The organism is Citrobacter sp. Marseille-Q3906 (genome assembly GCF_916618775.1).
Classification (GTDB): Bacteria; Pseudomonadota; Gammaproteobacteria; order Enterobacterales; family Enterobacteriaceae; genus Citrobacter; species Citrobacter murliniae.
In genome coordinates this window covers 1,030,848-1,053,025 of record NZ_CAKAKA010000003.1, presented here as the reverse complement: position 1 = coordinate 1,053,025, position 22,178 = coordinate 1,030,848, and the positions used below count along the sequence as shown (strand labels likewise).

Sequence of the window (22,178 nt, the reverse complement as noted above, 5' to 3'; positions counted from 1 at the left end):
ATGCGGCGAACGGTAAATTTGTGGCTTCCCGCGCTCATTTATCCCCCAGGAAAATTTGGTTAAAACCCGTGACGTAATCACCGTGCAAAGCATCGGGCTGGACACTGGAAAACGTGACCACGATACGCTTACTAATTCCAGAATATCCAGGAAAACTCCAGGTATTCAGAACCTGTATCTACGCTAATTCCCCTTTCACTAAGGGAACAAAACGTACGGCCTCCACGGTGTCGATAATAAATTCGCCCCCCCGACGACGCACCCTTTTCAAAAACTGGTGCTCATCACCCACGGGTAGGACGAGAATGCCGCCTTCATCCAACTGCGTCATTAATGCTGTTGGGATCTCCGGCGGAGCTGCCGTCACAATAATAGCGTCAAATGGGGCTCGCGCTTGCCAGCCTTGCCATCCATCACCATGACGAGTCGAAACATTGTGTAAATCGAGCTGCTTCAGACGACGTCGCGCCTGCCATTGCAAACCTTTGATCCGCTCAACGGAACAAACATGCTGCACCAGATGCGCCAGAATTGCCGTCTGGTAACCAGAACCGGTACCAATTTCCAGCACCCGCGATTGTGGCGTTAACTCAAGAAGCTCGGTCATGCGGGCAACCATATAGGGCTGCGAAATCGTCTGCCCCTGGCCAATCGGCAGGGCGATGTTTTCCCAGGCCTTATGCTCAAACGCCTCATCAATGAATTTTTCACGCGGCACGGCAGCGAGCGCATCAAGGACATGCTCATCTCTGATGCCCTGCGCACGTAATTGTTCAAGAAGAGTGTGTACGCGTCTGCTTACCATTGCGTGTTAACTCCCACGCTGTCTAACCAGTCAGAAACGACCTCATGCGCACCGTAAGCGGTTAAATCGACATGCAGCGGAGTGACCGAGACATAGCCTTCATCTACGGCAGCAAAGTCCGTATCCGGCCCGGCATCGCATTTTTCTCCCGGCGGTCCAATCCAGTACAGCGTGTTACCACGCGGATCCTGCTGTGGAATCACTTGATCCGCCGGATGACGACTACCACAGCGAGTGACGCGAATGCCTTTAATCTGATCCAGCGGCAAATCCGGTACATTAATATTCAGAATGCGCCCGGTTCGCAGCGGTTCACGGCTCAGCGCCCGCAAAATACGACAAGTTACCGCCGCGGCAGTATCGTAATGTTTATGACCGTCAAGGGAGACGGCCAGCGCAGGGAATCCCAGGTGTCGCCCTTCCATTGCCGCAGCGACAGTCCCTGAATAGATAACATCATCGCCCAGATTAGGGCCTGCGTTAATCCCGGAAACCACAATATCCGGGCGCGGACGCATTAACGCATTTACGCCCAGATATACGCAGTCAGTAGGTGTACCCATTTGCACAGCGATATCGCCGTTATCAAAGGTAAAGGTGCGAAGCGAGGATTCCAGCGTCAGCGAGTTAGACGCGCCACTGCGGTTACGATCCGGGGCAACTACCTGTACATCAGCAAACTCACGCAGCGCTTTCGCCAGCGTTTGTATACCGGGTGCATGAACCCCATCATCGTTACTCAGCAATATACGCATAATCACCCATTGTGTTAATAAGTTCCCTTACAACACTGGTGGCGAAGCTACCTGCCGGTAGCCAGAAGCGCAACTCAACGGTTACATCATCCCACCAGTTCCAGCTTAATTGTTGCGGATACAGCAGCATAGCGCGACGCGATGCTTCAACTTTTTCACGTAATAACAAAGACTGCAGCGTAGTTTCATCAGCAATAGCAGCCTCTTCAAACGCCAGCGCATCGCGCTGAGTTCCCCACTCACCGCTGCCCGGTAATGCTGCTGTAATCATTAATTCTTTTTCATCGACACGACGCTGTAATTCAGCCTGTTCTTCCGCTGTCGCGACAAACCAACTTCCTCGTCCCGACAATTGTAGCGCATCGCCGTCAACAACTTGATTAAAGTCTGTTTTTTTCAACCGTTCGTTGACTATCTGATTAAACAACGCGCTGCGGGCTGCCGACAACCAAAAACTGCGTTTATTGCGATCGCGCACCGGAGCATCACTTTGTGCCCAGCGTAGCGCCCCTTGCAGGTTACTGCCGCCAATGCCAAAACGCTGCGCGCCAAAATAGTTCGGCACGCCGCGCTCGCTAATTGCCTGCAAACGCGCTTCAACGTCATCACGTGCGCTGACTTCGCGCAGAACCAACGTAAATGCGTTACCTTTCAAAGCGCCTAAACGCAGCTTACGCTTGTGGCGGGAGTACTCCAGCACTTTACAGCCTTCAAGCTCAAATTTGCTTAAATCAGGCATCGTATTGCCCGGCACGCGCGCGCACAGCCACTGTTCCGTGACTGCATGCTTATCTTTCTGCCCGGCAAAGCTCACTTCACGGGCATGGATTTTCAGGAATTTAGCCAGCGCGTCAGCCACAAAACGCGTGTTACAACCATTTTTCAGGATGCGAACCAGAACGTGCTCCCCTTCACCGTCCGGTTCGAAGCCTAAATCTTCGACGACTACAAAGTCTTCCGGATTTGCTTTCAGCACGCCACTGCCTTGTGGTTTACCGTGGAGATACGTCAGAGCGTCAAATTCAGTCATTTCGTTGCCTTTATGAGTAAGGCCACCGCTTCACAGGCAATCCCTTCCCCACGTCCGGTAAATCCGAGTTTTTCCGTGGTGGTCGCTTTCACGTTAACATCATCCATATGGCAGCCGAGATCTTCGGCAATAAATACACGCATTTGCGGAATGTGCGGCAGCATCTTCGGCGCCTGAGCAATAATAGTCACATCCACATTACCAAGGGTATATCCTTTGGCCTGAATACGGCGCCAGGCTTCACGCAATAATTCGCGGCTATCCGCCCCTTTAAAGGCCGGATCGGTATCCGGAAAGAGTTTACCAATATCACCTAACGCCGCTGCCCCTAAAAGGGCATCGGTCAGTGCATGGAGTGCAACATCCCCATCAGAATGCGCCAGCAACCCCTTTTCATACGGGATGCGCACACCACCAATGATAATTGGGCCGACGCCTCCAAAGGCGTGTACGTCAAAACCGTGTCCAATTCGCATTATGCATTCTCCAGATGGGTTGTTCGGGTCAGATAAAATTCGGCAAGCGCCAGATCTTCCGGGCGGGTGACTTTAATATTGTCAGCGCGTCCTTCGACCAGTTGCGGATGAAAACCACAATATTCCAGCGCCGAGGCCTCATCTGTAATGGTCGCGCCTTCATTTAGCGCCCGGATAAGGCAGTCGTGTAACAGCTCACGAGGAAAAAACTGCGGCGTCAACGCATGCCATAAATCAGTGCGATCTACTGTATGGGCGATGTCTGTTTTGCCCGGCTCCGCACGTTTCATCGTATCTCGCACCGGTGCGGCAAGGATACCGCCAGTACGGCTGGTTTCACTTATCGCCAGCAAACGGGATAAATCGTCCTGATGCAGACACGGCCTGGCAGCATCATGCACCAGTACCCATCGGGCTTCCCCGGCGGCTTGCAAACCGGCAAGAACCGAATCGGCGCGTTCATTACCGCCATCGACAACGGTGATTTGCGGATGTTGGGCCAGAGGAAGTTGGGCAAAGCGGCTGTCGCCAGGGCTGATGGCAATGACGACTCGCGTCACCCGGGGATGCGCGAGTAGCGCATGAACCGAGTGCTCAAGAATGGTTTTATTACCAATTGAAAGGTACTGCTTAGGACACTCTGTTTGCATTCGGCGGCCAAACCCGGCAGCCGGCACCACGGCGCAAACGTCCAATAAAGTGGCTGCCATGTTAGATCCCTGGATGGTTTATCGATTGTTTTGTCCTGCAGTCTGCGCGCGTTTAGACGCGTCAGGCACCAGACGATAAAACGTTTCGCCCGGCTTAGTCATACTGAGTTCGTTGCGTGCGCGCTCTTCAATCGCTTCCTGACCGCCATTGAGATCGTCAATTTCGGCAAAGAGCTGATCGTTACGCGCCTTAAGTTTCGCGTTTGTAGCTTGTTGCGCAGCCACATCATCGTTGACGCGGCTATAGTCATGTATGCCGTTCTTACCGAACCACAGCGAATACTGCAGCCAGACTAATAAAGCCAGCAACAGCAGCGTTAGTTTACCCATCCTGCCCCCTGAAAAACGGCATCAACATCCCATAATATCCGCAGACGACTTTACGTCCGCAGGTGGGAACGCCGCGACAACGCGGGCAAATGTACCACATTTGCCCGTTGTTACGTATACCCCGTGTAAGGAGAACATAATCTCATTGTTGGTTACGGTTTGAATTATGACCAGTCCGGCATATAGCCCCGGACGTCATTAAAAAGAAGGGAACCAGCCTAACCCAGTAGCCACATGAACAGCGCTCCGAACATCAGCCCAACCGCCAGCAGCGTAAAAGTGATGCTCAGCAGCAGTTTGCCCTTCACTAAAGAGTGTAGGGCAATACCCGCCACAATCGCGACGGGCAGTAGCGCCAGGAAAAAAGGCCAGGTATAAATAAAGAAAAACAGCGTGTTAGGACCATAAATTAGACAAGGGATCCCCAGAGCCATCATCCATGCCACAAAACCAACCACGGCCCCCGGTAATGACCAGGTGGTCTCGTCGTCGGTTTTGAAGGTATCTGACTCTGTAAAAGTAATGTTATGGCTATTACGCATATCTAATCCTGTGACCTTGACTGCCCGGGCATACAAGTCCGGTGGTGTCTCAGGATCTGATAATATCTTGCTGCTTCAGCAGGTCTAATAATTGAGAGACCAAATTTGTTACCAATTGTTCACCATCCAGATGAATTTCAGGCGATTCAGGCGCTTCGTACACCGAGTCAATTCCGGTGAAATTGTGTAACTCCCCTGCACGCGCTTTTTTATACAGTCCTTTTGGATCGCGTAATTCACATATTTCCAGTGGCGTATCGACGAATACTTCAATAAAACGCCCATCGCCCACACGTTCACGCACCATGTGTCGCTCAGCACGGTGTGGGGAAATAAATGCGGTCAGCACCACCAGACCGGCGTCCACCATCAGATTAGCCACTTCCCCAACCCGGCGAATGTTTTCCTTACGATCGGCATCGCTAAAACCGAGATCGCTGCACAGACCGTGACGTACGTTATCGCCATCCAACAAATACGTGCTGACGCCTTGTTTATGCAAAGCCTCTTCCAGCGCCCCCGCCACCGTCGATTTACCGGAACCAGAGAGTCCGGTAAACCACAGCACAACACCACGATGTCCGTGGCGTTGCTCCCGCTGTTGCGGCGTAACAGGATGGGCATGCCAGACGACGTTTTCGTCATGCAGCGCCATTAGTTGCCTCCCAGCAAATCGCGCGCACCCCAGTGTGGGAAGTGACGGCGTACCAGTGCATTAAGTTCCAGTTCAAAGGCGCTAAACTGGGATGCAGTGACATGCTCCTGTTCGACAGGCTCACGTACCAGCCCGGCCCCAACGGTGACGTTGGTCAGACGGTCAATGATAATCAGGCCACCCGTAACCGGATTCTGCTGATAGGTATCCAGCACCAGCGGTTCATCAAAGGTCAGATCAACCAGACCAATGCCGTTGAGCGGTAACGCATCAACTTCACGTTGAGTCAGATTGTTGATGTCGACCTGATACTGCACGTTATCAACACGCGCACGCGTCTTTTTGCCCGCAACTTTGATGTCATAGCTCTGCCCAGGCGACAGCGGTTGTTCCGCCATCCACACGACATCCACAGCCGCACTTTGCACTGCCGGCAATGTTTCGCTGGCATCAAGCAGCAGATCGCCACGACTGATGTCGATCTCATCTTTCAGCACCAGAGTGATCGCTTCACCCGCATGAGCTTCCTGTAAGTCTCCATCGAACGTGACTATCCGCGCCACACTCGACTCAACGCCAGACGGCAGCACTTTAATCCGTTGTCCAACTTTTACGCTACCAGAGGCCAGCGTTCCGGCGTAGCCACGAAAATCGAGATTCGGTCGATTCACATACTGCACCGGGAAGCGCATCGGCTGGGTATCGACCACACGCTGGATTTCAACCGTTTCCAGAACTTCCAGCAACGTTGGGCCGCTGTACCATGGCATGCTGGCACTTTGCGAAGCCACGTTATCGCCTTCAAGCGCGGAAAGCGGCACGAAGCGGATATCCAGATTGCCCGGTAGCTGTTCAGCAAAAGTCAGATAGTCTTCGCGAATCCGGTTAAATGTCTCTTCGCGAAAGCCCACCAGATCCATTTTGTTGATTGCCACGACCAGATGCTTAATGCCAAGCAGCGTGGAGATAAAGCTGTGACGGCGAGTCTGATCCAGCACGCCTTTGCGCGCATCAATCAGCAAGATCGCCAGATCACAGGTAGACGCACCGGTCGCCATGTTGCGAGTGTATTGTTCGTGACCAGGGGTATCGGCAATGATAAATTTGCGCTTCTCGGTAGAAAAATAGCGGTAGGCCACATCGATAGTGATCCCCTGCTCACGCTCGGCTTGTAGGCCATCGACCAGCAGCGCCAGATCGAGCTTCTCGCCCTGAGTGCCATGACGTTTGCTGTCATTATGCAGCGACGAAAGCTGATCTTCGTAAATCTGACGCGTGTCATGTAGCAGACGCCCGATCAACGTACTTTTCCCATCATCCACGCTACCGCAGGTTAAAAAACGCAACAGACTTTTGTGTTGTTGGGCGACCATCCAGGCTTCAACGCCGCCTTCATTGGCAATTTGTTGTGCAAGTGTAGTGTTCATGGCGGCTCCTTAGAAATACCCCTGACGTTTCTTCAGCTCCATGGAGCCCGCCTGGTCACGATCTATTACGCGCCCCTGACGTTCACTGGTGGTTGAGACCAGCATCTCTTCAATAATTTCCGGCAGCGTTTGCGCATTCGACTCCACGGCACCGGTTAGCGGCCAGCAGCCGAGCGTGCGAAAACGCACCATACGTTTTTTGATAACTTCGCCCGGCTGCAAATCGATCCTGTCGTCGTCAATCATCATCAGCATACCGTCACGTTCAAGGACCGGACGCTCCGCTGCCAGGTACAGCGGAACAATGTCGATATTCTCCAGCCAGATGTACTGCCAGATATCCTGCTCGGTCCAGTTAGAGAGCGGAAATACGCGAATACTTTCGCCTTTGTTTATCTGCCCGTTGTAGTTGTGCCACAGTTCCGGACGCTGGTTTTTTGGGTCCCAGCGATGAAAACGGTCACGAAAGGAGTAAATACGCTCTTTAGCGCGCGATTTCTCTTCATCACGACGAGCACCACCGAACGCGGCATCAAAGCCGTATTTATTCAGAGCTTGCTTCAGCCCTTCGGTTTTCATGATGTCAGTATGCTTGGCGCTACCATGGACAAACGGGTTGATCCCCATTGCCACCCCTTCCGGGTTTTTATGCACCAGCAGTTCGCAACCATAAGCTTTCGCCGTACGGTCACGAAATTCATACATCTCGCTAAATTTCCAGCCGGTATCAACGTGAAGCAAAGGGAATGGCAGCGTGCCTGGATAAAACGCTTTGCGCGCCAGATGCAGCATTACGCTGGAGTCTTTGCCGATGGAATACATCATCACCGGATTAGAAAACTCGGCGGCCACCTCACGAATGATATGGATGCTTTCCGCTTCCAGTTGCCGCAGGTGGGTAAGTCGTTTTTGATCCATAACCGTTCCTATGTAATGCCGCTATTTTGCTAACGATACTCAGATAACTCGACTATAGGGAGCGCAGGGGAGCGAATGAAATTACGAATTGGAATGAGTAGTTCCTCAAAGGAATAACGATCTGGAAAAGCAAATATCAAAAAGTGCTTAAGCTACCGAATTTCGGGCATTTAGGAGCAAATGAAATTGTTTTACCGCGATCACGGTTTCATACTAGCGGTTAAAAATTTATGCTTGGTATTTAAGGACTCATTATGTTTTCCGCATTGCGCCACCTTCCTGCTGCCCTGGCGCTCGGCGTATGCTTTATCCTTCCCGCACAGGCAACATCCGAGAAACCCGGAGTTATCGCTAATACTCAGGCTCGATATATAGCAACGTTCTTTCCTGGGCGCATGACTGGTTCTCCCGCCGAAATGTTGTCCGCTGATTATTTGCGTCAGCAATTTGAACAGATGGGATACCGCAGTGATATTCGGACATTTAATAGCCGCTATGTTTATACCGCCAAAAATAATCGTAAAAACTGGCATAACATAACGGGAAGCACCGTAATAGCAGCGCATGAAGGCAAAGCGCCACAGCAGATTATTATTATGGCGCACCTCGATACCTATGCCCCACAAAGCGATGCCGATTCCGATGCCAATCTGGGTGGTTTAACCTTGCAGGGAATCGACGACAACGCCGCAGGTCTGGGCGTCATGCTGGAGCTGGCAGAAAAACTAAAAAATGTACCGACGCAATACGGCATTCGCTTTATCGCCACCAGCGGTGAGGAAGAAGGCAAGCTCGGTGCGGAGAACGTGCTCAAACGCATGAGCGCAGCAGAAAAGAAAAATACGCTGTTGGTCATTAACCTCGATAACCTTATCGTCGGCGATAAGCTCTATTTCAACAGTGGACAAAAAACCCCCGAAGCGGTACGAAAACTCACACGCGATCGGGCGCTGGCTATCGCCCATAGCCGCGGCATTACCGCCAGCACCAATCCGGGTATGAACAAGGACTATCCGAAGGGAACAGGATGTTGTAACGATGCGGAGGTTTTCGACAAAGCGGGAATTTCCGTGCTCTCCGTTGAAGCAACAAACTGGAATCTGGGCAAAAAAGACGGCTATCAGCAGCGGGCCAAAAGCGCCTCATTCCCCGCCGGCAACAGCTGGCATGATATACGGCTGGATAACCAACAGCATATCGATAAAGTGCTACCTGGCCGTATTGAACACCGTAGCCGCGACGTAGTACGCATTATGTTGCCGTTGGTGAAAGAACTGGCGAAAGCGGGTTAATACACAAAATTAATGCCCGGTAGCGGATAGAGCTTACCGGGCCTTTTACCACTTCAACCTTCGTGCAGGCCACACTCGCGTTTAAGCCCGAAGAAGCGAGTCTCTTCTTCTGCCATGCCCGGTTCCCATTTACGGGTAGTATGGGTATCGCCCACCGAGAGGTAGCCCTGATCCCACAACGGATGATATTTTAGCCCGTGTTGCTGCAGGTACTGGTACACCGTCCGGTTGTCCCAGTCGATAATCGGTAGCAGTTTAAATACCCCGCGCTGAATGGCCAGCACCGGTAAATGCGCGCGGCTCCCGGACTGTTCACGACGCAGACCTGCAAACCAGGTTTGCGCATTCAGCTCTTTCAGCGCACGGTTCATCGGTTCAACTTTGTTGATGTCATTGTATTTCTCAATGCCCTCAACGCCCTGCTCCCACAGTTTGCCGTAGCGCGCCTCCTGCCAGGCAGCGCTCTCCTTAGCCCGATAGACCTGCAAATTAAGCTTGAGCTTGTCTGTTAACTCGTCAATGAATTGATAGGTTTCCGGGAACAGATAACCGGTATCGGTGAGGATCACCGGAATATCCGGACGGATCTGATTCACCAGATGCAAGCTGACCGCCGCCTGAATACCAAAGCTTGATGAAAGCACATACTCGCCAGGCAGGTTTTCGAGCGCCCACGCCACTCGCTCTTGCGCGCTTAGTTTTTCCAGTTGGCTGTTAGTTTCCGCCAACGCCATGACACGCTCAACTTTTGGTAGCGCGTTCAATGCGTTTAGATCGAGTTCAGACATCGTTACCTCACTTATTGCCTGATGGTGCTGCGCATCTCAGGCCTACAATCGTGCAGCAGGCCAGATAAGACATTCATGCCGCCATCCGGCAATTTCACATTATTCCCAGAGATCCCGAGCGGGATCGAGCACCGGGCGAATAATGCCCGCACGCACTGTAAAGTCTCCGAAGCCTTCACCTGCTTCGCGTTCTTTCACCCAGCGCCCAATCAGTTCATCCATCAATGCCAGAATTTCCGGCTCGGTGATATTCTCTTTGAACATGCGTGGAATGCGCGTACCGATACGGTTTCCGCCCAGATGCAGGTTGTAACGCCCAGGCGCTTTCCCCACCAGCCCAACTTCCGCCAGCATCGCGCGTCCGCAACCGTTCGGGCAGCCTGTTACACGCATTACAATATGTTCATCACTCACGCCATGCTTCGCCATCAGCGTGTCGATGTTATCAATAAACGTCGGCAGGAAGCGTTCAGCTTCAGCCATCGCCAGCGGGCAGGTCGGGAACGACACGCAAGCCATCGAGTTTTCACGTTGCGGGGTAACAGCATTCATCAGGCCGCTGTCACGCGCTATCTTTTCAATCTTCGCTTTCTGATTGTCCGGCACACCGGCAATGATCAGGTTCTGGTTCGCCGTAATACGGAACTCACCTTTGTGGATCTTCGAGATTTCCAGCAGTCCCGTTTTCAGCGGACGTCCAGGATAATCCAGAATACGACCATTCTCGATAAACAGCGTCAGGTGCCATTTATTATCGATACCCTTCACCCATCCAATACGATCGCCGCGCCCCGTAAATTCATACGGGCGAATCGGTTCGAATTTGATACCTGCACGACGCTCGACTTCCGCTTTGAAGGTCTCCACGCCCACGCGTTCCAGCGTGTATTTCGTTTTGGCATTTTTACGGTCGGTACGGTTGCCCCAGTCGCGCTGAGTCGTGACCACCGCTTCCGCCACCGCTAAAGTATGTTCCAGCGGCAGATAGCCAAATTCACTGGCTGTACGCGCATAGGTTTTCTTGTTGCCGTGCTCAATAGAAAGCCCGCCACCGACCAGAAGGTTAAAGCCCACCAGTTTGCCGTTTTCTGCGACCGCCACAAAGTTCATATCGTTAGCATGCAGATCGATATCGTTTTGCGGTGGGATCACCACCGTGGTTTTGAACTTACGCGGCAGATAGGTTTGCCCCAAAATCGGCTCTTCATCGGTCGTTGCGACTTTTTCCTGATCGAGCCAGATCTCCGCATAAGCGCGAGTGCGCGGTAGCAAATGTTCAGAGATCTTTTTCGCCCACTCGTAAGCTTCCGCGTGTAGCTCAGACTCATACGGGTTGGAGGTGCACAACACGTTACGGTTCATGTCGTTGGCGGTCGCCAGTGCGTCCAGCCCGACCGAATGCAGCATCTGATGCACCGGTTTGACATTCTTTTTCAGAATACCGTGGAACTGGAAGGTCTGGCGGTTAGTCAGACGAATGCTGCCGTAAATGGTGTTGTCGTGGGCAAACTTATCGATCGCCTGCCACTGTTTGGTGGTGATAACACCGCCCGGCAGGCGGCAGCGCAGCAGCATCGCGTGACGCGGCTCCAGCTTCTGCTCGGCGCGTTCGGCGCGAATATCGCGGTCATCCTGCTGGTACATCCCGTGAAAACGGATCAGCAGAAAGTTATCACCTTTGAAACCACCGGTGAGACCGTCATTTAAATCTTCGGCAATGGTGCCACGCAGATAGTTGCTTTCCAGCTTCATACGTTCAGCGTCGGACAGCTTACCTTCGACCACCAGTGGTCCTGGATGTTTTTCACTCATTAGTAGACATCTCGCTGATAACGGCGCTCAACGCGCAGCTCACTTAAAAATTCATCCGCCGCTTCGGTATCCATACCACCGAATTCGGCAATCACTTCCAGCAAAGCCTGCTCAACATCTTTCGCCATGCGATTGGCGTCGCCGCAGACATAAATGTGCGCACCGTCATTAATCCAGCGCCACAGTTCCGCACCTTGTTGGCGCAGTTTATCTTGTACGTAGACTTTTTCTTTTTGGTCACGAGACCAGGCGAGATCGATACGGCTCAGCACACCCTCTTTGACGTAGCGCTGCCATTCCACCTGATACAGGAAATCTTCAGTAAAGTGCGGGTTGCCAAAGAACAACCAGTTTTTGCCCGACGCTTCATCAGCAGCGCGTTGCTGCATAAAAGCGCGGAACGGCGCAATGCCAGTGCCAGGACCAATCATAATCACCGGCGTTTCAGGGTTAGCTGGCAGACGGAAGTTGTCGTTATGTTCAATGAACACACGCACTTCACCTTCTTCTTCAACGCGATCGGCGAGGAAGCTGGAAGCACCACCAGCACGCGCGCGGCCTTCAACTTCAAAACGCACAGCACCAACGGTGACATGCACTTCGCTTTCCACCTCTGCCTGTGAGGACGCAATGGAGTACAACCGAGGTGTCAGCGGACGCAACAGACCCGTTAACGCGTTAGCGTCCAGTTGTGCCGGAGAGAAGCGCAGCATATCGACAATCGGAGTCGTCGCCGCGTAATGTTGTAATTGCGCTTTATCGCCTACCAGCGGCAGTAATGTTTCACTGCGCGTTAAGCCGGCGTAATTCTCCACGATATTGGCTGTGTTAACCGTCAGTTCGAAATGCCACTGTAAGGCTTCAGTGAGCGGTATTAATTTCCCATCAACCGTGACAGGTTCATCACCTTTCAGCCATAACAGTTCTACGATCTCTTTCACTAAGGCTGGATCGTTTTGATACCAGACTCCTAAGGCATCGCCCGGCTGATAACGCAGACCCGAATCGCCAAGATCGATTTCAATATGGCGTACATCTTTTTCAGAGTCACGTCCGGTAATTTTCTGGTTCACAGAAAGGGAAGCACTGAGCGGCGCCTCTTTGGTATACGGACTGGTATGCACCTCGTTCACGGCACCACTTGCTGCGGTCTGGACAGAAGATGCAGCGGGGGCACGAGCCTTCAGCACATCAACCAGACGAGCACGCCATTCTGCCGCCGCGGTCTGGTATTCAACATCCGCATCCACACGATCGAGCAAACGTTCACCGCCAAGCTCCGCCAGTTTGCTATCGAAGTCTTTTCCAGACTGGCAGAAAAACTCGTAAGAGGTATCTCCGAGACCAAAAACAGCAAAGGCGGTGTTTTCAAGCTTCGGCGCTTTTTTAGAGAACAGGAACTTATGCAGCGCCACCGCTTCTTCCGCTGGTTCACCTTCCCCCTGAGTCGATGCCACCACAACCAGCAATTTTTCGTTAGCGATTTGTTTGAACTTATAGTCGCCGGCATTGATCAGGGTGACATTGAGTTTCGCGGCGAGCAGATCGTCGCGCAGAGCTTCCGCCACACGGCGGGCATTGCCGGTCTGTGAAGCGGAAATAAGCGTGATCCCCGGAACGTCAGCGACAGGCGCAGGTGAAGCAACATTTGCGCCCGGCTGCTGATTCAGCACGCCCCAGAAATAGCCAGAAACCCACGCAAGCTGCGAGGGCGAGAGATCGTTCGTGGCCGCCTGAAGGCGTGCCAGTTGCTCCGGGTTTAGCGGAAGCAAAGCAGAAGGTGGGGCCTGTGTCGTCATGCGTTGTCATGTTCCAGTAAGCAAAGCGGATTTCAGCAATAAAACCCAAACTGAAGATAAGGTTAACGGTGGTGATAGTCACAACTAAAGAAGTGATGGAAATAACAAATAACCAAATGGACTAACTTGTTTTAGCTATAGTTATTAACAGCAAAAACGATTATCTAATCACATGAAATTAAAGAAAATAAAAAAGTTAACATCGATAAATAGCGCAATCAGGTGCTGAACGCCGTTTTAGTTAATGATAAAAAACGTACTTTCCGGTACCCTACGGCGGTTTTTCGTATCATTGAGAGCTAATCATGACCACCACCCTGTTTAAAGATTTCACCTTCGAAGCCGCCCACCGCCTGCCGCATGTACCGGAAGGACATAAATGTGGCCGCCTGCATGGTCACTCATTTATGGTGCGTCTTGAAATTACCGGTGAAGTCGATCCGCATACCGGTTGGATCATGGATTTTTCTGAGCTGAAAGCAGCGTTTAAGCCGACATACGATCGCCTGGATCACTACTACCTGAACGATATTCCGGGTCTGTCCAATCCTACCAGCGAAGTGCTGGCAAAATGGATTTGGGATGAGGTAAAACCTGTCGTCCCTCTGCTGAGCGCAGTGATGGTGAAAGAGACCTGCACGGCGGGTTGCGTCTATCGCGGCGAGTGATTCAAGACACTTGCCGGAAGGCGACGCATATTGTCTTACCCGGCCTACGAATGCGCACTATGTAGTGCCGGATAAAGACAATATATCTAGGCAATATTCAAATACTTGTGCGTTTGCATCGACAAACGCCAGTTGCGTGCAATACAGGTATCAATACACAGGCGCGTGGCATCTTCCTTCTGACTGATTGGCTGTAAGGCAATGATTCGCGGTTTATCATCAGTCAACGTTGCCAACAGTTCATCCAACGCTTCAATATCGCGAACACGGCCAACCGGGTGCTTGATTTCATTGGCACGTTCCAGCGCCTGTGACAGCACGTCGTAGCCACCGCGCATATTCACCTTCGGCGATACTGTCACCCAGGTATTCGGCGTGCAGCGCACTTCATGTGTGCCACTGGTCTCAATCTGGCAACTGAAACCGTTCTTTTCCAGCAAATCAGTAAGTGGCATCAGGTCATGGATACAAGGTTCACCGCCGGTAATCACCACATGACGGGCGGTATAGCCCTGACGCTGAATCACCGTCAGCAGATCTTCGCTGCTTGCCGCCCCCCACTTGTCACTTTCTTTAGTTTTCGCAAGGATGCTGTATAAGGAGACTTCCCGATCCTCAAGCTTATCCCAGGTGTGTTTGGTATCGCACCAGGCACAGCCAACCGGGCATCCCTGTAAACGAATGAAAATGGCGGGGACGCCGGTAAAGTAACCCTCACCTTGCAGGGTCTGGAACATCTCGTTAATCGGGTACTGCATAGTCTTCTCAATATGGGGATAAACGATAATTATCGCAGATCCCCACCAAAGTATCATGCCCGATCGTTGCTTTACGACGCGATTGCCGTGACAAAGCGTGCCGTTATTTGCTGTGGACGGGTGATAGCGCCCCCCACCACCACGGTGTATGCGCCCAATGCCAGGCATTGTGCGGCCCGTTCAGGGGTATCGACATTCCCCTCCGCCACCACCGGCAGAGTAACCGCAGCCAGCACCTCACGTAAAAAACCACAGTCATTATCCGCAAGCACATGCCCGACAGTCTCTGCCGTATAGCCATAAAGAGTTGTACCCACGCAGTCAAAACCCAGTCGTTCGGCAGTGACGGCTTCGTCGACGTTGGAGATATCCGCCATCAACAACACGGATGGGTAGCGTGCGCGGAGCTGCACAACCAGCTCTTCCAGCGTTTGCCCACCGGGACGTGGGCGCGCAGTTGCATCAAGGGCGATAATCTCTGGCTCAACGGTCATCAACTCATCCACCTCCTGCATGGTAGCGGTGATAAACACTTCGCTCCCCGGGTAATCGCGTTTGATGATCCCAATGATCGGCAGTGCGACGCTCTCTTTAATGGCGCGTATGTCCGCTACACTGTTTGCACGAATACCAGCCGCCCCACCCTGCGCTGCCGCCAGCGCCATACGTGACATGATAAACGGGCTGTGCAGAGGTTCATTTTCCAGCGCCTGGCAGGAGACAATTAACTTACCTTTCAGCGAATCCAATACAGTTTTCATTACGATAAGATCTCTTCAACTTCATTTTTGATAATGGTGACATGCGGGCCATAGATCACCTGAACACCATTGCCACGAATAATCACACCACGCGCCCCGGTTGCTTTCAGCGCCGCTTCATTAACTTTGCTGCCATCTTTCACCGTCACGCGTAAACGCGTAGCACAACAATCCACCTCTTCCAGATTCTCTTTGCCCCCAAGTCCGGCGACCACGGCTGCTGCTCGTTCAATTTGAGGCAGTGTGTTTTCTACGGATGTTGCGTTCTCGCGGCCCGGCGTCAGCCAGCCAAAGCGATTTATCAAATAGCGGAAGGTGAAGTAATACAGGAAGAACCACGGCACACCCACCATAGGCACGTACATCCAGTTGGTTTTCGCTTCGCCCTGCAACACACCAAAGAGGATGAAATCGATGAGTCCACCCGAGAAGGTTTGACCGATGGTGATATGTAAAATATGAGCAATCATAAACGCCAGTCCATCGAAGAAGGCGTGAATGACATATAAGACAGGAGCCACAAACAGGAAGGAGAACTCAATCGGCTCAGTGATGCCGGTCAGGAAAGAGGTCAAGGCGGCTGACAGCAGCAGACCGGCGACAACTTTTTTGTTCTCTGACTTAGCGGTGTGATACATCGCCAGACATGCTCCGAGCAGGCCGAACATCATGGTGATGAAGCGCCCGGACATAAAGCGTGAGGTACCCACATAGAACTGCTGGGTGTTCGGATCGGCAAGCTGAGCAAAGAAAATACGCTGCGTGCCTTCGACCAGTTGGCCGTTAACGATTTCACTGCCACCGAGCGCCGTCGTCCAGAACGGCAGATAAAAGATATGATGCAAGCCCAATGGGCCAAGCATACGCAGAATAAAGCCGTACAGCAGCGTACCCAGGTAACCTGTTGCATCCACAAGGCCACCCAGTCCAAAAATAAGTTTCTGGAAATGAGGCCAGACGACCGTCATAGCTGCACCCACGGCAATCGCCGCGAGCGAGCTAATAATCGGCACAAAGCGCGAGCCGCTAAAGAAACCCAGAAACTGTGGTAGCGAGACTTTATTAAAGCGACTGTGCAGCGCGCAAGTGACCAGACCAATCACCACACCACCAAATACTCCCGTTTCCAGCGTCTGGATACCAAGCGTCATCCCCTGACCAACAGCCCCCGGGTTTTCATGCGCCAGCGTCCCGTTCAGGATCAGCAAGGCGTTGATGGTGGCATTCATCACCAGAAACGCCAACAGCGCTGCAAGCCCCGCCGTGCCTTTATCCGTTTTCGCCAGGCCTACCGCCACCCCAACGGCAAAGAGCACCGACAGGTTGGCAAACACAATGGAACCCGCGCTGGTCATGATAGTGAAGATAGCCTGCAACCAGTCGACATCTAAAAACGGATAGGCCGTCAGCGTATTAGGGTTCGATAATGCACCACCAATGCCCAACAGCAGTCCCGCAGCGGGCAAGATCGCAATCGGCAGCATGAACGATTTACCGAACCGCTGCGCCTTTTCAAACCACGCCCCAGAGGAAGCGCCGCTAAACATTTTCATCATTTTTCATTTCTCCTGATTGTTGATGAAAATTTTTACCATAATTAATTTAATAAATGAAAATTACCATCAAAAACCAGGAAGTCGATCATACTTTTTTAAAATGTCTGGCATCTCTCCCCAGCTTTCCGCCACACTATCGACAGAGAAACGTATTAAGGATTTTGCATGTCAGAAAATGAAAACCTGCTGCTGAGATTGCGCCAGGGTGTAGACGGATATAGCCGGACACAACAGAAGCTGGGTGAGTTTGTGCTGAGCGATCCGGCGAAAGTTGTCTATCTGACGATTACCGAGCTGGCTCGCGAAAGCGACACCAGCGAGGCAAGCGTCACGCGCCTGTGCCGCACGCTGGGATGTAAGGGATATAACGAATTTAAGATGGCGCTGGCACTTGATCTCCAGCACGGACAGCCCGTAGAACACAGCGGCGATGAGATTGACAACGTGGTCAATGAATCCGTTCAGGCGTTGCAGGACACAGCAAAATTACTCGACAGAACATTACTGGAAGCAGCAGCCCTCGCACTGCACCAGGCGCAGTCGGTACAGATTTATGGCGTGGCGGCCAGTGCGATTCTGGGGGAATATCTACATTATAAACTTTTGCGCCTTGGCAAGCCCGCACAACTGTTCAGCGACATGCATCGTGCCGCCATGAATGCCACAACGCTTTCCAAAAACTCGCTGGTGGTGGCAATTTCCAGTTCAGGTTCCACTCGCGATCTGCTGCATGTGGTTAAACTTGCGCGTACACACGGCGTCCCTGTACTGTCGCTGAGCAATACGCCGCGCAGTCCGCTGGCTTCTCTGAGTGATATCCAACTGGTTGCAGCCAAACCCGAAGGACCGCTGAGCGCCGGGGCGCTGAATGCAAAAGTGGGCGTAATGCTATTAATTGAATTGCTCACCACATCACTTATTGCGTTGGATAAACAGTACAGCGATGTCAGTCAGCAAACCGCCAGTGCGACTCTGCCACTGCTACTTTAAAGACATAAAAAAACCCGCCGAAGCGGGTTTTACGTTAAGAGCTAAAGAACAGGATTAAGCCTGGCCTTTGATCTCTTTACGACCGTTGTACGGCGCTTGCTCACCCAGAGCTTCTTCGATACGAATCAGCTGGTTGTATTTAGCAACGCGGTCAGAACGGCTCATAGAACCGGTTTTGATCTGGCCTGCAGCGGTACCAACAGCCAGGTCAGCGATGGTAGCGTCTTCAGTTTCGCCAGAACGGTGAGAGATGACAGCAGTGTAGCCAGCGTCTTTCGCCATTTTGATCGCAGCCAGAGTTTCGGTCAGAGAACCGATCTGGTTGAATTTGATCAGGATGGAGTTAACGATGCCTTTTTCGATGCCTTCTTTCAGGATCTTGGTGTTAGTTACGAACAGATCGTCACCAACCAGCTGGATTTTGTCGCCCAGAACTTTGGTCTGGTATGCGAAACCGTCCCAGTCAGACTCGTCCAGACCATCTTCGATGGACACGATCGGGTACTGTTTGGTCAGTTCTTCCAGGAAGTGAGTGAATTCTTCGGAGGTGAATGCTTTGTTGCCTTCGCCAGCCAGAACGTATTTACCGTCTTTGTAGAATTCAGATGCTGCGCAGTCCATCGCCAGGGTGATGTCTTTACCCAGCTCGTAACCAGCGGCTTTAACAGCTTCAGCGATTACAGCCAGAGCTTCAGCGTTGGAACCCAGGTTCGGCGCGTAGCCGCCTTCGTCGCCAACTGCAGTGTTCATGCCTTTCGCTTTCAGAACTTTAGCCAGGTTGTGGAACACTTCAGAGCCCATACGTACGGCTTCTTTCAGAGTTTTTGCGCCAACCGGCTGAATCATGAATTCCTGGATGTCGACGTTGTTGTCAGCGTGCTCACCACCGTTGATGATGTTCATCATCGGAACCGGCATGGAGTATTTGCCCGGAGTACCGTTCAGTTCAGCGATATGTGCATACAGCGGCAGGCCTTTAGCAGCAGCTGCTGCTTTGGCGTTAGCCAGGGACACAGCCAGGATGGCGTTTGCACCGAAGTTAGATTTGTTTTCAGTACCGTCCAGATCGATCATGATCTTGTCGATGCCAGCCTGATCTTTAGCATCTTTACCCAGCAGAGCCTGAGCAATCGGGCCGTTAACCGCTGCAACAGCTTTGGTTACGCCTTTACCCATGAAACGGGATTTGTCGCCATCGCGCAGTTCCAGTGCTTCGCGGGAACCAGTAGAAGCACCTGACGGAGCTGCTGCCATACCAACGAAACCACCTTCCAGGTGTACTTCGGCTTCAACAGTCGGGTTACCACGGGAGTCGATGATTTCACGACCGATGATTTTAACGATTTTGGACATTAGATTTTCCTCAGTACAAGTTAAACTAAAACTCCAGACAAACAATGCACCCGTGTGGGTGCATTGCCGTTCTAACTTTTCTACTTCTTACTTCGCCTGACGCTTCTGATGTTCACTAGCGGCTTTCACAAAGCCTGCGAACAGCGGGTGTCCATCACGCGGCGTGGAAGTAAATTCCGGGTGGAACTGGCAGGCCACGAACCACGGATGATTCGGTACCTCAATGATCTCGACCAACTGATCATCACCGGAACGGCCTGCAACACGCAGACCCGCAGCTTCAATTTGTTTCAACAGCATATTGTTGACTTCGTAGCGGTGACGATGGCGTTCAACAATTGTCGGCGTGCCGTACAGTTGACGTACCAGACTCTCGTCGTCCAACTGACACTGCTGCGCGCCAAGGCGCATAGTGCCCCCCAGATCGCTCTTCTCGGAACGGACCTCGACGTTGCCGTCTTCATCACGCCATTCGGTAATCAGGGCCACCACCGGGTACTTACAGTCTGGCACAAATTCCGTAGAGTTGGCGTTGTCCATCCCCGCTACGTTACGTGCAAACTCAATCAACGCAACCTGCATACCCAGGCAAATTCCCAGATAAGGAATATTGTTCTCACGCGCAAAGCGCGCTGTCGCGATTTTACCTTCAACACCACGGTAGCCGAAGCCGCCAGGGATCAGGATTGCATCGAGACCTTTCAGGATCTCAACACCACGTGTTTCGACATCCTGCGAATCAATCAGCTTGATGTTAACGGTGACACGATTCTTCAAACCACCGTGCTTCAGCGCTTCGATCACTGACTTATAGGCATCCGGCAGTTCAATATACTTGCCAACCATACCGATAGTCACTTCACCTGCCGGATTAGCTTCTTCGTAGATAACCTGTTCCCATTCTGACAGATTTGCTTCCGGACAGTTCAAGCTGAATCGTTTACAAATATAATCGTCCAGCCCCTGAGATTTCAACAGGCCTGGAATTTTATAAATAGAATCGACATCTTTCATTGAAATAACGGCTTTTTCTGGCACATTACAGAACAATGCAATTTTTGCACGTTCGTTGGCCGGAACCGCGCGATCTGAACGACAGATCAGAATATCTGGCTGAATACCGATGGAAAGCAGTTCTTTTACGGAGTGCTGAGTCGGTTTAGTTTTGACTTCACCTGCCGCCGCCAAATAAGGAACCAGGGTCAGGTGCATGAACAGCGCGTGCTCACGACCAATATCCACCGCCAACTGACGAATCGCTTCCAGGAACGGCAGAGATTCGATATCACCGACCGTACCACCGATTTCAACCAGCACCACATCATGACCTTCGCCACCGGCAAGGACGCGCTCTTTAATCGCGTTAGTGATGTGTGGAATAACCTGTACGGTTGCGCCCAGATAGTCGCCACGGCGCTCTTTGCGCAGGACATCGGAGTAGATACGCCCGGTAGTGAAGTTATTGCGGCGAGTCATTTTGGTACGAATGAAACGCTCGTAGTGACCCAGGTCCAGGTCGGTTTCAGCGCCGTCTTCAGTAACGAACACTTCCCCGTGTTGGATTGGACTCATAGTACCTGGATCAACGTTGATATACGGATCCAGTTTCATCATGGTCACGTTGAGGCCACGTGCCTCAAGAATGGCTGCCAGGGAGGCTGCGGCAATGCCTTTACCCAGAGAGGATACGACCCCGCCGGTCACAAAAATATAGTTCGTTGTCATGCTGGACCTGAGAAGTTAGGGTGAAACGATGGAATAACCAAGACGGGAAAGTAGTATACCCGAACATGACGAGCGCCACAAACTTTCATTATTCCTCCTCTTCACCAGGCTCACATTAACATCGGGAGTGAGAAAATAGCCCCTTTGGGGTAAATGTTTTTGACGTAAATCAATCGCTTGTTATTTAAAAAATCACACAAATCGCCCTTGACCGACGAAATCCTTTAGAGATCAATTTCCTGGCGTTTTACCTGTTGCCAGACTTCTTCCATAGTTTCCAGATCAACTCCAGTCATTTCCAGACCTCGTTCAGCAACAATTCGTTCAACTTCACGAAAACGTCGTTCAAATTTCTCGTTGGCTTTTTGTAATGCAGTCTCTGCTTTAGTGCCTAAATGACGCGCCATATTGACCGTCGCAAACAGCAAATCCCCCATTTCCTCCTCCAGTTTAGCCTGGTCGACAACGGCCTGCTTCGCTTCGAACATCACTTCGTCGATCTCTTCGTAAACCTTATCGACAACCGGTCCTAGCGTCTTCCAGTCGAAACCAACATTTGAGCAACGTTTCTGGATTTTTTGCGCGCGCATTAATGCTGGTAAGCTGCGAGGAATATCATCAAGCGCGGAATGCTGCGCTTTCTCTGCACGCTCTTCGCTTTTTATTTGCTCCCAGCGGGTTAGTACCTCTGTACTGTTGCTGGCAGAAACATCGGCAAATACATGCGGATGACGACGCTCGAGCTTATCGCTGATAGCAGCACAGATATCATCAAAATTGAAACGTCCTTCTTCCTGCGCCATTTGGGCGTAAAACACCACCTGAAACAGCAGATCGCCCAGTTCTCCGCGCAGATCGTCGAAGTCTTCACGCGCAATGGCATCGAGAACTTCATAAGTTTCTTCGAGAGTGTAAGGGGCAATAGTGGCGAAAGTCTGCTCTTTATCCCACGGACAGCCGTTTTCCGGGTCGCGCAGGCGCTGCATAATACCGAGCAGTCGGTCGATTTGATTCATGTGAAGATCCTG

The 22,178-nt window shown here is 51.9% G+C and carries 22 protein-coding genes; 3 read left to right on the top strand and 19 right to left on the bottom strand.

Features of this window, described 5'->3' with window-relative positions; all coding sequences use genetic code 11:
- Nucleotides 1-178: 178 nt before the first annotated feature.
- From pcm to cysD, 10 genes are all read right to left on the bottom strand, one after another.
- Nucleotides 179-805, bottom strand: a complete 627-nt coding sequence (gene pcm / locus LG384_RS22330; RefSeq protein WP_045446783.1) for a protein-L-isoaspartate O-methyltransferase — start codon at nucleotides 803-805, stop codon at nucleotides 179-181.
- A complete protein-coding gene (surE, locus tag LG384_RS22325) occupies nucleotides 799-1,560 on the bottom strand; it encodes a 5'/3'-nucleotidase SurE (RefSeq protein ID WP_045446786.1) in 762 nt (253 codons plus the stop codon). The genes pcm and surE overlap by 7 nt, the downstream gene beginning before the upstream one ends.
- Nucleotides 1,541-2,590, bottom strand: coding sequence for a tRNA pseudouridine(13) synthase TruD (gene truD / locus LG384_RS22320; protein ID WP_045446790.1), 1,050 nt, complete (start codon nucleotides 2,588-2,590; stop codon nucleotides 1,541-1,543). Before truD ends, surE begins: the two co-directional genes overlap by 20 nt.
- Nucleotides 2,587-3,066 carry a 2-C-methyl-D-erythritol 2,4-cyclodiphosphate synthase gene (gene ispF, locus LG384_RS22315; protein WP_003034167.1) on the bottom strand — a complete coding sequence of 160 codons (480 nt, stop codon included), beginning with the start codon at nucleotides 3,064-3,066 and terminating at the stop codon, nucleotides 2,587-2,589. Before ispF ends, truD begins: the two co-directional genes overlap by 4 nt.
- On the bottom strand, nucleotides 3,066-3,776 hold the full coding sequence (ispD, locus tag LG384_RS22310) for a 2-C-methyl-D-erythritol 4-phosphate cytidylyltransferase (RefSeq protein ID WP_200009908.1): 711 nt from the start codon (nucleotides 3,774-3,776) through the stop codon (nucleotides 3,066-3,068). Before ispD ends, ispF begins: the two co-directional genes overlap by 1 nt.
- Nucleotides 3,777-3,794: 18 nt before the next feature.
- Entirely contained in the window at nucleotides 3,795-4,106 is a 312-nt protein-coding gene (gene ftsB, locus LG384_RS22305; RefSeq protein WP_003034163.1) for a cell division protein FtsB, read from the bottom strand.
- A 218-nt stretch (nucleotides 4,107-4,324) separates the two neighbouring features.
- A complete protein-coding gene (locus LG384_RS22300; protein ID WP_045446796.1) occupies nucleotides 4,325-4,648 on the bottom strand; it encodes a DUF3561 family protein in 324 nt (107 codons plus the stop codon).
- Nucleotides 4,649-4,697: 49 nt separating this feature from the next.
- Nucleotides 4,698-5,303 (bottom strand): adenylyl-sulfate kinase, encoded by a 606-nt coding sequence (gene cysC / locus LG384_RS22295; protein WP_045446799.1) that lies wholly within the window; start codon nucleotides 5,301-5,303, stop codon nucleotides 4,698-4,700.
- Nucleotides 5,303-6,730 (bottom strand): sulfate adenylyltransferase subunit CysN, encoded by a 1,428-nt coding sequence (gene cysN, locus LG384_RS22290; RefSeq protein ID WP_045446802.1) that lies wholly within the window; start codon nucleotides 6,728-6,730, stop codon nucleotides 5,303-5,305. The genes cysC and cysN overlap by 1 nt, the downstream gene beginning before the upstream one ends.
- Before the next feature lie 9 nt (nucleotides 6,731-6,739).
- A complete protein-coding gene (gene cysD / locus LG384_RS22285; RefSeq protein ID WP_003034152.1) occupies nucleotides 6,740-7,648 on the bottom strand; it encodes a sulfate adenylyltransferase subunit CysD in 909 nt (302 codons plus the stop codon).
- A gap of 254 nt (nucleotides 7,649-7,902) precedes the next feature.
- Here cysD and LG384_RS22280 point away from each other — a divergent pair, with 254 nt between their 5' ends.
- Complete coding sequence (locus LG384_RS22280) at nucleotides 7,903-8,940, top strand: aminopeptidase (protein WP_045446805.1); 1,038 nt, start codon at nucleotides 7,903-7,905, stop codon at nucleotides 8,938-8,940.
- 53 nt (nucleotides 8,941-8,993) lie between these two features.
- On the opposite strand, the gene cysH is transcribed toward LG384_RS22280, so the two are convergent.
- The 3 genes from cysH to cysJ all read right to left on the bottom strand — a co-directional run bounded on the left by cysH (nucleotide 8,994) and on the right by cysJ (nucleotide 13,339).
- Entirely contained in the window at nucleotides 8,994-9,728 is a 735-nt protein-coding gene (gene cysH, locus LG384_RS22275) for a phosphoadenosine phosphosulfate reductase (protein ID WP_048220666.1), read from the bottom strand.
- Between the two features lie 99 nt (nucleotides 9,729-9,827).
- On the bottom strand, nucleotides 9,828-11,540 hold the full coding sequence (cysI, locus tag LG384_RS22270; RefSeq protein WP_048220665.1) for an assimilatory sulfite reductase (NADPH) hemoprotein subunit: 1,713 nt from the start codon (nucleotides 11,538-11,540) through the stop codon (nucleotides 9,828-9,830).
- Nucleotides 11,540-13,339, bottom strand: a complete 1,800-nt coding sequence (cysJ, locus tag LG384_RS22265) for an NADPH-dependent assimilatory sulfite reductase flavoprotein subunit (RefSeq protein WP_225761542.1) — start codon at nucleotides 13,337-13,339, stop codon at nucleotides 11,540-11,542. The genes cysI and cysJ overlap by 1 nt, the downstream gene beginning before the upstream one ends.
- Before the next feature lie 305 nt (nucleotides 13,340-13,644).
- Between cysJ and queD the strand changes: the two genes are divergently transcribed.
- The gene (gene queD / locus LG384_RS22260) at nucleotides 13,645-14,007 is read left to right on the top strand and encodes a 6-carboxytetrahydropterin synthase QueD (protein WP_045446818.1); all 363 of its coding nucleotides are present in this window, start codon (nucleotides 13,645-13,647) and stop codon (nucleotides 14,005-14,007) included.
- A gap of 86 nt (nucleotides 14,008-14,093) precedes the next feature.
- On the opposite strand, the gene queE is transcribed toward queD, so the two are convergent.
- From queE to LG384_RS22245, 3 genes are all read right to left on the bottom strand, one after another.
- Nucleotides 14,094-14,765 (bottom strand): 7-carboxy-7-deazaguanine synthase QueE, encoded by a 672-nt coding sequence (queE, locus tag LG384_RS22255; RefSeq protein ID WP_045446849.1) that lies wholly within the window; start codon nucleotides 14,763-14,765, stop codon nucleotides 14,094-14,096.
- 71 nt (nucleotides 14,766-14,836) lie between these two features.
- Nucleotides 14,837-15,526: an N-acetylmannosamine-6-phosphate 2-epimerase gene (locus LG384_RS22250; RefSeq protein WP_225761541.1), complete on the bottom strand. Its 690-nt coding sequence runs from the start codon at nucleotides 15,524-15,526 to the stop codon at nucleotides 14,837-14,839.
- Complete coding sequence (locus LG384_RS22245; RefSeq protein ID WP_225761540.1) at nucleotides 15,526-17,082, bottom strand: PTS transporter subunit EIIC; 1,557 nt, start codon at nucleotides 17,080-17,082, stop codon at nucleotides 15,526-15,528. Before LG384_RS22245 ends, LG384_RS22250 begins: the two co-directional genes overlap by 1 nt.
- 165 nt (nucleotides 17,083-17,247) lie before the next feature.
- Here LG384_RS22245 and LG384_RS22240 point away from each other — a divergent pair, with 165 nt between their 5' ends.
- Complete coding sequence (locus tag LG384_RS22240) at nucleotides 17,248-18,072, top strand: MurR/RpiR family transcriptional regulator (protein ID WP_225761539.1); 825 nt, start codon at nucleotides 17,248-17,250, stop codon at nucleotides 18,070-18,072.
- Between the two features lie 54 nt (nucleotides 18,073-18,126).
- Here the strand turns inward: LG384_RS22240 and eno are convergent, their stop codons facing one another.
- The 3 genes from eno to mazG form a co-directional block, all read right to left on the bottom strand.
- Nucleotides 18,127-19,425, bottom strand: a complete 1,299-nt coding sequence (gene eno / locus LG384_RS22235) for a phosphopyruvate hydratase (RefSeq protein WP_045446862.1) — start codon at nucleotides 19,423-19,425, stop codon at nucleotides 18,127-18,129.
- Between the two features lie 87 nt (nucleotides 19,426-19,512).
- Nucleotides 19,513-21,150 carry a glutamine hydrolyzing CTP synthase gene (pyrG, locus tag LG384_RS22230; RefSeq protein ID WP_045446865.1) on the bottom strand — a complete coding sequence of 546 codons (1,638 nt, stop codon included), beginning with the start codon at nucleotides 21,148-21,150 and terminating at the stop codon, nucleotides 19,513-19,515.
- A 224-nt stretch (nucleotides 21,151-21,374) separates the two neighbouring features.
- A complete protein-coding gene (mazG, locus tag LG384_RS22225) occupies nucleotides 21,375-22,166 on the bottom strand; it encodes a nucleoside triphosphate pyrophosphohydrolase (protein ID WP_048220657.1) in 792 nt (263 codons plus the stop codon).
- Nucleotides 22,167-22,178 lie beyond the last annotated feature (12 nt).